The 12,181-nt window shown below is 44.2% G+C and carries 9 protein-coding genes, 1 pseudogene and 1 CRISPR repeat array (1 of these 11 only partly in view); of the genes and pseudogenes, 5 read left to right on the top strand and 5 right to left on the bottom strand.

The features are described from left to right. Positions 1-6: 6 nt before the first annotated feature. Complete coding sequence (locus ACOJR9_RS14160; protein WP_420933579.1) at positions 7-888, bottom strand: ABC transporter ATP-binding protein; 882 nt, start codon at positions 886-888, stop codon at positions 7-9. A gap of 370 nt (positions 889-1,258) precedes the next feature. Here ACOJR9_RS14160 and ACOJR9_RS14165 point away from each other — a divergent pair, with 370 nt between their 5' ends. Next, the gene (locus ACOJR9_RS14165; RefSeq protein WP_032097534.1) at positions 1,259-1,423 is read left to right on the top strand and encodes a DUF1328 domain-containing protein; all 165 of its coding nucleotides are present in this window, start codon (positions 1,259-1,261) and stop codon (positions 1,421-1,423) included. 105 nt (positions 1,424-1,528) lie between these two features. Here ACOJR9_RS14165 and ACOJR9_RS14170 read toward each other — a convergent pair whose 3' ends face one another. Further along, on the bottom strand, positions 1,529-2,233 hold the full coding sequence (locus ACOJR9_RS14170) for a DUF2490 domain-containing protein (RefSeq protein ID WP_420933580.1): 705 nt from the start codon (positions 2,231-2,233) through the stop codon (positions 1,529-1,531). A gap of 85 nt (positions 2,234-2,318) precedes the next feature. After that, positions 2,319-2,963, bottom strand: a complete 645-nt coding sequence (locus ACOJR9_RS14175) for a phosphoribosyl-AMP cyclohydrolase (protein WP_420933581.1) — start codon at positions 2,961-2,963, stop codon at positions 2,319-2,321. Between the two features lie 366 nt (positions 2,964-3,329). Here ACOJR9_RS14175 and ACOJR9_RS14180 point away from each other — a divergent pair, with 366 nt between their 5' ends. Further along, a complete protein-coding gene (locus ACOJR9_RS14180; RefSeq protein ID WP_420933582.1) occupies positions 3,330-4,307 on the top strand; it encodes a transposase in 978 nt (325 codons plus the stop codon). A 320-nt stretch (positions 4,308-4,627) separates the two neighbouring features. Here the strand turns inward: ACOJR9_RS14180 and ACOJR9_RS14185 are convergent, their stop codons facing one another. Next, positions 4,628-6,886, bottom strand: a complete 2,259-nt coding sequence (locus ACOJR9_RS14185; protein ID WP_420933583.1) for an EAL domain-containing protein — start codon at positions 6,884-6,886, stop codon at positions 4,628-4,630. 697 nt (positions 6,887-7,583) lie between these two features. On the opposite strand from ACOJR9_RS14185, the gene ACOJR9_RS14190 reads away from it, so the two are divergent. The 3 genes from ACOJR9_RS14190 to ACOJR9_RS14200 all read left to right on the top strand — a co-directional run bounded on the left by ACOJR9_RS14190 (position 7,584) and on the right by ACOJR9_RS14200 (position 9,517). Further along, positions 7,584-7,853, top strand: a complete 270-nt coding sequence (locus ACOJR9_RS14190) for a hypothetical protein (protein ID WP_420933584.1) — start codon at positions 7,584-7,586, stop codon at positions 7,851-7,853. A 161-nt stretch (positions 7,854-8,014) separates the two neighbouring features. Then, on the top strand, positions 8,015-8,236 hold the full coding sequence (locus ACOJR9_RS14195; RefSeq protein ID WP_420933585.1) for a hypothetical protein: 222 nt from the start codon (positions 8,015-8,017) through the stop codon (positions 8,234-8,236). A 210-nt stretch (positions 8,237-8,446) separates the two neighbouring features. Beyond that, entirely contained in the window at positions 8,447-9,517 is a 1,071-nt protein-coding gene (locus tag ACOJR9_RS14200; protein WP_420933586.1) for a DUF3419 family protein, read from the top strand. A 147-nt stretch (positions 9,518-9,664) separates the two neighbouring features. Here the strand turns inward: ACOJR9_RS14200 and ACOJR9_RS14205 are convergent. Further along, positions 9,665-9,748: pseudogene (locus ACOJR9_RS14205) on the bottom strand (group II intron maturase-specific domain-containing protein); the annotation flags it as partial. A 286-nt stretch (positions 9,749-10,034) separates the two neighbouring features. Beyond that, positions 10,035-12,181: direct repeats of the CRISPR family, unit length 29 nt; unit sequence CGGTTCATCCCCGTGGGCACGGGGAACAC (it continues 3,376 nt past the right edge of the window).

Genomic DNA, 12,181 nt, shown 5'->3' on the forward strand with positions numbered 1-12,181 from the left:
TTCCCCTTACGCAGCAGTTGCAGTGCGGCTATTGTGCAAGGTGGAAAAATACACGTCTTCTAGATTAGCGGGCGCTTGCTCGAACCCTTCTGGCGGCGTGTCGGCCATGACATGAATAACGTGCTTACCGGCAATTAAACGGGCAGAAATAATAGTAAGGCTCTGCTCAAGCTCGCGGTACTCATCTTGACTGACTTGCTTGCGCCAAATGCGCCCGACCAACTCTGTGGTGAGACTAATAGGGTTACCTTCTAATAAGATTTCTCCTTGCCCTAGCACCGCCATTTTGGGGCAAAGTTCTGATACATCATCCACAATGTGTGTAGAGAGTATTATTACCTTCTCTTCACCTAAGCTTACTAACAAGTTATGAAAACGATTGCGCTCTTCAGGGTCGAGGCCAGCGGTAGGCTCATCTACAATAATAAGATCAGGGTCGCCTAACAATGCCTGCGCAATACCAAAGCGCTGACGCATACCACCGGAATAACCACTTACAGCTTTGTCTCTGTGCTGCCACAAATTGGTGTGAACCAACAAGCTTTCCACCGCGTCTTTACGCTCAGACTTACTGCTAATTCCCTTTAACACGGCTAGATGGTCAAGCAGCTTTTCTGCACTAATACGCGGATATACCCCAAAGTCTTGCGGTAAATAACCAAGGCATTGTCGTAACCCGTTAGGGTCGGCCAGCACATCAATACCGTTAAATTGTATTGAACCCGTGTCAGGCGTTTGGAGCGTGGCGATTGTGCGCATTAAAGAGGATTTGCCGGCACCATTAGGGCCAAGTAACCCAAACATTCCCTTGGGAATTGAAAGGTTGATGCCGTTAAGAGCTTTAACTCCATTGGGGTAAGTTTTGGTGAGACCACTTATGTTAAGCATGATCATTCCTTTGTAATTAATTGATAGTGAATTGTTTTTATTTATTGTTTAAATTCTAAACTACCCCTAAATCATGCGTGTGTTAATGCGAAACTTGTAACAAAGTGAGAAAAGAATGAATTTGGCCGAGCACTATTGGTAAAATTGCAAATTAAAAATAAGACATATTTACAGGTTTATTGGGAAAAATACTCACCATCGACCTGTGCTAGTGTTGCAATAGCATAAGAAGATAGACTTCCTCTTTCTTACACCATCGCTCTACGGGCCACGCTAAGGCTACATTTCATACAATAATTTCAGCAACTTTTTAAAGTAGGCCTATGCTTTGCACCTTCAATTGTGAACTCACAAAGTGAAGGGATACATTATGTTACGTTGGGCATTAATTTTTTTAGTTGTTGCAATAGTTGCTGCCGTTTTAGGATTTGGCGGAATTGCAGGTTCTGCGGCTGGTATAGCCAAAATTATATTTGGTGTTTTCTTAATCTTACTGGTTGTATCACTCGTGATGAACATGGTGAGAGGTAAGTAGACAACCGCAAGCTGAGCGATGGGTTTAACTACCCATCGCAGCTTGCGATATAAGAAGTTCACTCCCTAGCTGACGTCAAACGCAGAGATGAATTGTTGTTCACACTTAAAACCATGAGCCAAAAAACGTAAGAGAAAGATTGTGGTTTATTTGGGCTTCTGCTGAAGAAGCACCGGGCGAATGAATGTAGTTATTCATATATCCCATTTCAACGCGCCATGTGTCGTTAAGCTGATAAGCTGGGCCCGCATAAAATCGATTTTGATCAAACCCACTTGCCTGCCCCCACTGAGTATCATTTAGGGTAACGAATAGCTCATCCCACACAACAAAAGACCACTTGTCGCCCAGCGGCTTTTCCCAACGCACGAATTGTCTAATTCGATGGCCCACGTCGTCACCTTGGTCGCTGCGATAGCGCTGTTCAAGCCGCGTGCGTGCAGACACATTGCCGCCTAAAAATGGGCGAAGTGAGTAGGTTGCTTGCTGCCAAAGCCGGTCTTCTTCTACAGTACCGGCCTCTGAATCTATCGCTATCCTAGCTACACCCAACCACAACGTCAGGTCGTCAGACATACGATAGCCAATACCAGGGCGAAAAATTGACACACCCAGTTGAGAGGCATCGTCTTTAAATCGCAGGTGCCCATCAAACCAGAATTGCAGGTCGCCCGCTTTATCAGCGTTACCGGCAAGAGCCACAGCATTCCAAGATTGAAAATCGTTTGTTGTGGCATGCGATTCAGCGGTGCACATCAGCAGTAATGATAAAGCGATAATAGTGGTTATTGTATTTTTTATCGTGCGCATAGAAACCTCGGTGTGATGAGCTTTATGGTGCTTTAATGAGAGGTAGCGCGATATGACGTATTTCATATCGCGCTAATAGCGAGGTTTAATTTGATGATGGGTTATAAGGAAGTGACGACTGATGAGCGACAATACGCAAATCACCTTCGCTGTCTTTCACGTACGCAAATGTGTATTCCACTTTGGTTTCGCCACCAGAGGTGTCAGTGAAGAAATAATTCCCCATTGCAACAGCCATACGACAGCTATTGTTGATAATTCCCACGTTGTCGAACTTCACTTTGGTATACGGTTTTATCGCAAAACCCTTATCTTCTTCGTAGGCATCGTTTCCACCTACGAAGTACGACAGTGCAGCATCAAAACTCGATCTAAACTGATCGTTGGCCGCTAACGTGGGCTTAAATAAAACGCTGCTTAAATCATAGCCGTACATTTCCTGAATAAAATCAGCAGCTTCGTTAGAATAATCACCTTTATTAGAAAATACGCTGCCAATTCTAACAATGCCATCACCCCACATTTTCTGTGCGTTAACTACCTCGCGTTCAGTAATGCACTGATTTGAATACAAAAGCACATCATCTGCGCTTTGAGACTGCATTAAAGCCGCGCTTTTGATTGTCTCACTACTCATTTGCGGTTTTGCCACAGCTGCGCAGCCAGAGGCAACAACCATTGAAGCAGTTAAAAGAGTAGCTTTCATTATTGATTGAGGACGTATTTTCATGAGTAGACTCCCACCTAAATAGCATTAAGTAATACAAAACAAGTCGCTTTGTATTTGATGCTATTAAGCATATACATCTATGGTTAAAAGTACTTTTACTGAACATTAAAAACAGATTAACAGCGCCAAAGATTTGGACGGCTTGTTTTGAAGGGAATAAAGGCGCTTGAAGTAAATGAGAACAACTAACGAAAGGACTAACAGCAACTAACAACTAACGAGACCAACTAACGCAACTAACGAGACAGGCATGAACAACTAACGAGACAGGCATGAAAAGATTAAAAAACTGCCCCTTAATACACTTACCTCAAAGCGTTTATTTATTCACACTGGTTGCTGTATAAATCACAGTTAAAATTACCGATGCCCAAAACCAGAAAGTCTCAAATTAGCTTGTTAGATACACCCTATTACCACTGCGTCTCTCGCTGTGTTCGTCGTGCGTTTTTGTGCGGTGAGGAACATGGGAAAAGCTTTGAGCATCGACGTCAGTGGGTTGAAGACCGCATCCACGTGTTAAGCGATGTGTTTACAATAGAGGTTTGTGCCTATGCGGTAATGAGTAATCATACCCACTTGGTGCTGCATGTGAATAAAGAAAAAGCGTTAGCGCTATCAACCGAAGAGGTTATTAAACGTTGGCATTCAATTTACAAAGGAACGTTATTAACACAGCAATATTCGTTGCTAGCAACACGAGAAGACCTTAGTGCAACGCAGATGAAAACTATAGAACATACGGCAACGGTATGGCGAAAACGGTTATATGACATCAGCTGGTTTATGCGCGCGCTCAATGAGTATATTGCCCGGGCGGCCAATAAAGAAGATGAGTGTACAGGGCACTTTTGGGAGGGACGATTTAAATCGCAGGCACTCCTAGATGAACCGGCGCTTACCGCCTGCATGGCCTATGTTGACCTAAACCCAGTACGCGCTAATATGGCGAAAACACCAGAAGCCTCTAACCATACCAGTATTCAGTATCGGATTCGCGCGGCTAGAGTGGGTAAAACGCCAAAAAGACTCATGCCTTTTGCGGGCAGCCCACGGCGAGATATGCCCCATGGCTTACCATTCAAGCTTAGCGATTATCTTCAGCTTATCGATACAACAAGCCGATGTATTCATTCGAATAAACGCGGCAACGTTGATAGCAACGTGCCACACATTCTAGAGCGCTTAAACATAGAAAACGAAAAGTGGTTAACACTGACTACCCAGTTTGAACGCTGTTTTAAACATGCCGCCGGAAAAGTGATTCATCTTGAAGAATACGCACATAATCAAAATCAGCAGCGAATTCATGGCAAGCGAAATGCCATGCGATTGCTTGGGTAATTTCTAATGCAGAATACTTAACCCAGTTTGCTGACTCCTTTTACATCGGAGAACATGCTGTAAAATTAATACTGCGCTAAAGTTCAGTTTAAATAAGCAATAGTGAGCGCACTTCCCTTTTTTAATGACCAAACACGTTTATCCGCGTCTTCAATGATAAAATTTTCGGTAGTGTAAGTTGTTTTTGTTATTTCTTAGCATGCCTGTCTTGATTGTTTTTAGCATGCCTGTCTTGATTGTTGTTAGCATGCCTGTCTTGATTGTTGTTGCTTTTTGCCTGTATTGTTTATTTGCCTATTTATTCAGTTGTACTTTCTTTTCTATCGTATTGACAAGCGGTCTGAGCGCGGTGTAACGACATCTCTAACGCCCTCCCATACCTCAACGGGAGCAGGCTTGCCAAAATAGTATCCCTGAAATCGTGTAAACCCCATCTTTTTAAGCAATTGCAACTGAACCTGCGTTTCAACGCCCTCTGCAATGGTTGCCATACCAAGACTTCGCGCTAGCTCCAATGTCATTTTAATAATTTTTCGGTGGCGCTCGGAATTAGCAATACGGTCAACGAACTCTCGGTCGACTTTTAAAGTTGAAGCTGGCATATCTATAAGTTGAGATAGCGAGGCATGACCAGTACCAAAATCATCGATGGTTATTTTAGCTCCAACTCTCGCCAAAGACGAAAGCCGGCGCTTGGTTTCCACGTGACTTGCCAATACAGAAGTCTCCGTTAGTTCAAGTTCTAGGCGCTCGCATAGCATTGAGCTTTCAGAGAACCGACGTAGAAGCTTTTCGTAAAACAAATCGTCGAGTAATTCAGGCCCAGAAATATTTATGGCTAACGGAACTTCGGGCATGGACGCTGGCCAAGCTTGTAATAACTCAAACGCCCTATCAAGTACCTTACGACTAAAAAGTACGTGCCATCCGTTTTGTTCAATGGCGGGAATAAACTGGCCAGGGTGTAAAATGGTGTTATTTTCAGGCTCATGCAGCCTCGCAAGGGCCTCGTACCCTATAATCCGATTATCTAACGACACTTGGGGCTGTAAGTGAAACACAATAAGGTTATTGTCGATAAGATACTTCACACGATCTTTATGTTGGGTGTATTGACGAATGATTCCGATAGTATTGGGATCAAACGCCACAAAAGGGCGAGTCTCACTTGTTTGACTTAGCGCGATAGAACACGATTCGATAACTTTACTTCCCTGCTTTGAGTTCTCTACTAGCGTAAAACCTGCTCGCCAAAGTAGCGTACTTGTCTGTTCGAGCTCTTTAGTACTGACGTGCTCAGGAAGAAGTTTCTCCAGCCAGACCACCGTATCACGCTTGTCTAACATGGTACTTTTAAACCGCAATACAAACTTTGCGCCCGGAAAGAAATACACCATAACATCTGGTGGTAGGTGATGCTGCAACAACTTAGACACCTGAACAAGAAGCTGGTCGCCTACAGTGAACCCATACTGAATATTGATATCGCGCAGCCCTGCTAGTTTGAGCAAAACAACGCATTGGCCTTGTAATGTAATGTCTTGCTCAGCATGATTCCAGTAATGATGATTTCGTAAACCTGTAAGCTCGTCAAAATAGTGTTTAGCGATATGCTCTTTTCGAAACGCATCAAATTTCTTCACTTTCTTTTGGGCTTGAGAAATGTCGAAGCAGTGAATAAGTTGCTTTTTATGATGGCGAAGACTAGCAGGGTGTATTTCAAACACACAGTCAGTTCGCCCTTTAATATTCGCTTTTTGCTTAATTCCTTCAGTGAGTGGCGTAGTGAGTTCAAACAGCTGTTGTATGTAATTACACTCGCTATTGTGTTCATGTATCAATTTTCGACCACCTTTGTTCGCCTGTAAAATCTGGCCTTGGGGATCACAAAAAAACGAAGGTGTTCCCCCGTTATTGAATATTTCTTGATAGCGATGCACCATTTTTTGAAGCTTTTGACTTTGAGCTTTATTTTGCGACGATTGATTCTCAAGCGACGACATCACTCTGATAACGCCCATGGGTAAGCAAATATTAAAAAATAAGAATATTAGCGAGCCCAAATAGGTATGTGTCTCAGGCAGAGTAATGTCGATACCAAAGAGCGGTGGTATGGGGGTATTACGCATAAGCACTATATAAGGAATGATATTCAACCCCATGCTAATAAGTGCGACCTTATTACCGTAAAATAGGCGCAAAATGATAGGCAAGGTGAAGAAAAAAAGTAATCCGTAGCGAGCAGATGCAATATCTGTAGTAAAAAACAGAATACAAAAACCAGCCAGCACTATGATTAAAGGCAGACTTACTGATGCAAGTTTTATCTGCTTCCTGCTAAGCATCAATGTGCCCCACAATAACACCGTAAAACCACACGTTAAGTATACGACGTAGTAAAGTTGTTGCTGTATTGCGATATATGAAGAGTGAAACACAATAGCCGATGTCAGCGTAACACCAACAATCAGAATAATGCGCAGTACACTTAACTTCCAGACGTCAGGATCTGACTTACTTAGATGCAATTCGTCAATCATTAAATAGTGCGTCAAAAAACCGAGTAATCGCTGTAACATTTAACTAAATCTCTCTTTGAAAAATCATTCTATTTCTTTGAATTCACGTGCTGATCTATTAGATGGAAAAGAGACGAGTGTTAACTCAGAGATTTTCATAGGATCCTGAACGACTTCTTATCTGTCTATGACAAAACGCGCTATAAGTTTAAAAGTAATATCAACTGCGCTTTTACTGAGGAAGGAACAATAGCAAGATATCGGCAACGCCGTTACTTTATTAATCCATATCAGTTATTTACACGCGTTGCTAAAAGTTTCAAACAGCGTAAATTAAACACGAAGTATTACTTATTAAGGTAATTCAATGATGGTATTTAAACACTTTTCAGCCAGATTGATAATATATGTTTTGTAAAGTTAGTAACCATCAAACCAGGAAATCTGGTTCTAGCGGTCAACTGTTTTTGGCCACTGGTTCATAGTAATTCTAATATCTCTTTTCCGACTCAGTTGGTTCCAATCCACCGTTGTATGAGTGCGGCAAGTTGAATGTTAAGTTTATAGCCCCAAAAAAATTAAAATTTCTTAGCATGCCTGTCTTGTTTAGCAAAACTGTCTTGTTTAGCAAAACCCACACCATTTCTTACCCCTTAAAACCTTACCTCTGGTCAGGTTACAACAACGTTTCGCCTTGCTAGGATAATATTGTGTCAAAAGTTGATACAACTTACTAAAACATGGCGGGAATACACCAGTGAAAAACAGTCATAGAGAAGAATTATCACTACAAAAGTTAGGTAACGAAGAGATTGAGAACGTATTTGGCGGCAATGACTCAGTTGTAGTGAATGGTACTGCTGGGGGCCTAGCTGGCGCCTCGTTTGGCATGTCGGCCGGTACATTAGCCGGTATTATGAATGGCGCCTCTACAGGTGCCCGCTGGGGGCGTTTTGGGGGTGGCATAGGATTGGTCGTTGGCGTTGTGCTAGGCGGAGCTTATGGCGCGTTTGCCGCGGGGGGATAGGCTACAGGCTTACTAACGTGTTTAAAAAAGCAGTGACGTTTACTGCTTTGAATTTTGGACAATGTAAGCCCAAGTTCAAATACATCAAGTAATACAGCTTGCCTGAGTTACAAAAAGTGACGGCATCTTTACTTTCTAATACAGCTTAAAAGGAATTGAATATGAAAGAATTGACAAAGAAAGAAGTAGTTAGCGTATGTGGGGGAAATAGTAATTCAGTCAGTGCCGCCTATGGTGGAATAGGAGGGTTTGGCACAGGTGCAGGCATTGGTGCTGCTGTTGGCTCTATTGGAGGACCGCCTGGTGCGTTAATTGGGGGGCTTATCGGTGGAATGCTCGGTACGATTGGCGGTACGTTTGCAGCCTTCGCAGCGGGGGGCTAACGTTTTTACACCATGAATAAGCCATTTTACTTGATTACCGCGTTGGCGACTTTCGCAGGAATAAGTGTTTTTTTACCTTTATCAACACCTGTGAAGGGGGTGCTTCTTTTAGTTTTTTCAATTTTTATTCTGGTAATAAAAACTGACGGTGGAAGTGATGAGTAAAACTTGCGGGATTGCTCTTCCGTAATTTATTGAGTGGACTTAAAAATGCCAACCACGTTTACCTATACCTTTGCTAATGAAGATAGCTTAACTGAATTAGGAATTCTCCGAGAACAACAAAATAATGTTTTAGTGATTGCTGGTAGCGGCGCGCGCGTAATTCCTCTATTCGCTAAAATGCCGAAACACATGACCTGCATTGACATGTTACAAAATCAATTGTATCTGACAGAACTGAGAATAGAATCTCTACGTCAGCTAAATTACGATGAGTATCGTATCTTGTTAGGCTATTTAAACGCAAAACCTGATCTGAGGAAACTAACGTTTGAAAAAGTTAAATTTTCAGAACCTGCAAAACAATTCATGACGCGCTACTTTGAAAGCATTGACTGGGGAAGTTTATTGTTTTTAGGTAAGTGGGAAATAGATCTTGCAAAAACATCTAAAATTTTTAAGACAATTTTGCCTAATCTCGGCCAACAACTTAATGATTGTGAAACGCTGGATCAGCAACAACTACTATATCTTGATTTAAAGTCAAAGCTAAACATAATAAGATTATTATTGTTTATTTCTTTACTGGTCTTGAGTGCAAAGAACAGACTTAAATTTCAAAGAACGCACATAAGCTTCAAAGGGATGATGAGCTTAATTTTTGAGTTTAACCGAACGCTGAAGCGTGTTTTTGCTACTTTTTTAATTAAAAACAGTTTTTATTATAGTATTCTTTTTACTGGGAAGTACTTTAGTCACCTAGCACCGACTGCTGAGGTTGATAAAAGACTATTTGAACATTACAAAAAAGGTGCTTTGCAGTGCAAGGTTAGATACGTGCATAAAGACGTACTAGATTATTGTGAAACCTCATCCAGTAAATACGACTTTCTTTCATTTTCAAATGTGCCGGATTATTTGAAATCGAGCGCAGAAATAAATTTTTTACAGCATTTAAAAGGTGCGGTGCAGAAACAAGGTATTTTGACGTATCGCCGAAGTGTCACAGATAACTTCGATGAGAAAAGTCCAAGCGTAAATGAAGTCACTGATGAATATCAACATATAATAAGCAGGGATATGACACCTTATTATCGCGTTTTTGTTTATGAGTATTAAAATATAAGCGAGGCACACGTTCGGCGGCCTCCCTACCGCGGAGCGGTTTGCTCTACTGTTGGCACTGAGGCGAAGGTTAGCAGAGAGCGAGCGCCGTCTTAGCCTGCTTGCGAGTTGCCTAAATGCCCTGCTCGCATTGGCTATCTTGAAGTAGTGGCTGAACCCTCTGAGTAGTGGATTCAGTGGGTTAATGACCGACTGAAGCGGCATCCCGCCATTGCGTTTCGTCATCTGCTTTAGCTTTGCCTTAAACGCGGTGAGTTTCTTAGGCTGTATGCGGGTATGTTTCGTCCCAATTTCAACGCTGAGGAACTTCACACCATCATCACTGTGTGTTTTCTCCGTGTTTACGCTTAGCTTTAGTTTTCCTTCTAAGATATGTGTGGCTTGCGCTTTGACATTCTCTGTCACTGTGCGACTGCAACACAAGATGAGGATATCATCAGAAAACTAAACAAGACAGGCATGCTTAACACGGGGAACACATGCTGAATGATAAAAAATACATCCCAACCAGCGGTTCATCACCGTGGGCACGGGGAACACTGGGTAGTACACCTCGTTAGCTGCTGCAATACCGGTTCATCCCCGTGAGCACGGGGAACACAACGCATTTATTTCAAGGCTGGCGTTATTGGCCGGTTCATCCCCGTGAGCACGGGGAACACGCGTCAGTTATAAAAGAAGCCATTTATTTAACCGGTTCATCCCCGTGAGCACGGGGAACACTACCTCAAGAAACGTTTTAGCAAACTCTAGCGCGGTTCATCCCCGTGAGCACGGGGAACACTTGCTATGGTGTGATTGCGTAATGGCGTATTTCGGTTCATCCCCGTGAGCACGGGGAACACTCCATTGTAACCGTGAGTTCGTGCTTTTCGCCCGGTTCATCCCCGTGAGCACGGGGAACACAACATTTACGGCCTCTTTAATTCCGTTCTAAGCGGTTCATCCCCGTGAGCACGGGGAACACATCCATATCTGACTCACTCTTTACCGTTCCGCCGGTTCATCCCCGTGAGCACGGGGAACACGCAGAAATGGGGATTAGAGCAGCAGCAAAACTGCGGTTCATCCCCGTGAGCACGGGGAACACGCGCATCATTGAAATAAAAATCATTCCCTAAACGGTTCATCCCCGTGAGCACGGGGAACACGCGCGTATGCCGTCTGTCACATTAAAGTTAGCCGGTTCATCCCCGTGAGCACGGGGAACACGGAACAACCGCGCCGCCGTAAGTGTAATCTAGCGGTTCATCCCCGTGAGCACGGGGAACACACAGTACTTTGGATGTTTTGACGACGAAAATTCGGTTCATCCCCGTGAGCACGGGGAACACCGAGGAAATGGAAGAAGAGAAAAAAAGGCGTTCGGTTCATCCCCGTGAGCACGGGGAACACCGTTTTCATATTTTGGGTTGTAGAAAGATAAGCGGTTCATCCCCGTGAGCACGGGGAACACGCTTGGTAGCCAACCAAGTGAATCTGCGAGCACGGTTCATCCCCGTGAGCACGGGGAACACAGAAGAACTGGTGTTCTTGTATTGTGATATAGCGGTTCATCCCCGTGAGCACGGGGAACACATTGGGGTTTCAGTGGTGGTTTCTTCGTTAATCGGTTCATCCCCGTGGGCACGGGGAACACCCATGAATTAAGTCAGGAGTTCTAGAATAGTACGGTTCATCCCCGTGGGCACGGGGAACACTTTTTTGCGCGCGGCAAAGATTAGGTCAAGCCCGGTTCATCCCCGTGGGCACGGGGAACACTTCTTTGCCTTGAGTCGTTTCGATTCAATCTTCGGTTCATCCCCGTGGGCACGGGGAACACTACTTCAACTTTTTCTATGCGCTTTTTCTTGCCGATTCATCCCCGTGGGCACGGGGAACACATCAAGCTGACGCAATTAGAAAAAATGTAGAACGGTTCATCCCCGTGGGCACGGGGAACACGCGCAAGGGTACTGCAACGCACTCAAAGAAGTGCGGTTCATCCCCGTAGGCACGGGGAACACTTGTGGAGGGTTGTTTATATTCTCCCATTCAACGGTTCATCCCCGTGGGCACGGGGAACACACATCCCAACCGGCTTTTCTAATGTGGAGCAACGGTTCATCCCCGTGGGCACGGGGAACACATAAACCCAAATCGCCACATCGCCAAAGTAACCGGTTCATCCCCGTGGGCACGGGGAACACAGGAAATAATGACCCGTTCAATAATGTCATCACGGTTCATCCCCGTGGGCACGGGGAACACCCGTTAGTAGCAGATGGGTTACATTCAACAAACGGTTCATCCCCGTGGGCACGGGGAACACGAATTATTGATGCCAGAGCGCAAACCACCAAAAGGTTCATCCCCGTGGGCACGGGGAACACGGTCTAATTGATTACATAGAAACCGATAATGGCGGTTCATCCCCGTGGGCACGGGGAACACTGGCGCTTTTTAACTTCTTTTGGCCTAGTTAACGGTTCATCCCCGTGGGCACGGGGAACACGCACTTATCCGTTACCAAACCCTTAACATCGACGGTTCATCCCCGTGGGCACGGGGAACACAAGTTGCGGAGTGGGAAACGCCGCAGTCTCAACGGTTCATCCCCGTGGGCACGGGGAACACACTAGCAGATGCGCCAGAAAAAGAGCTAGTAACGGTTCATCC

Origin of the sequence: Alteromonas ulvae (assembly GCF_048987005.1) — a bacterium.
Taxonomy (GTDB): domain Bacteria; phylum Pseudomonadota; class Gammaproteobacteria; order Enterobacterales; family Alteromonadaceae; genus Alteromonas.

Excerpts from the sequence above, each read along its gene's own strand:
- ACOJR9_RS14160 (WP_420933579.1), bottom strand. The coding sequence starts at position 888 with ATGCTTAACATAAGTGGTCTCACCAAAACTTACCCCAATGGAGTTAAA.
- ACOJR9_RS14165 (WP_032097534.1), top strand. The coding sequence starts at position 1,259 with ATGTTACGTTGGGCATTAATTTTTTTAGTTGTTGCAATAGTTGCTGCC.
- ACOJR9_RS14170 (WP_420933580.1), bottom strand. The coding sequence starts at position 2,233 with ATGCGCACGATAAAAAATACAATAACCACTATTATCGCTTTATCATTA.
- ACOJR9_RS14175 (WP_420933581.1), bottom strand. The coding sequence starts at position 2,963 with ATGAAAATACGTCCTCAATCAATAATGAAAGCTACTCTTTTAACTGCT.
- ACOJR9_RS14180 (WP_420933582.1), top strand. The coding sequence starts at position 3,330 with ATGCCCAAAACCAGAAAGTCTCAAATTAGCTTGTTAGATACACCCTAT.
- ACOJR9_RS14185 (WP_420933583.1), bottom strand. The coding sequence starts at position 6,886 with ATGTTACAGCGATTACTCGGTTTTTTGACGCACTATTTAATGATTGAC.
- ACOJR9_RS14195 (WP_420933585.1), top strand. The coding sequence starts at position 8,015 with ATGAAAGAATTGACAAAGAAAGAAGTAGTTAGCGTATGTGGGGGAAAT.
- ACOJR9_RS14200 (WP_420933586.1), top strand. The coding sequence starts at position 8,447 with ATGCCAACCACGTTTACCTATACCTTTGCTAATGAAGATAGCTTAACT.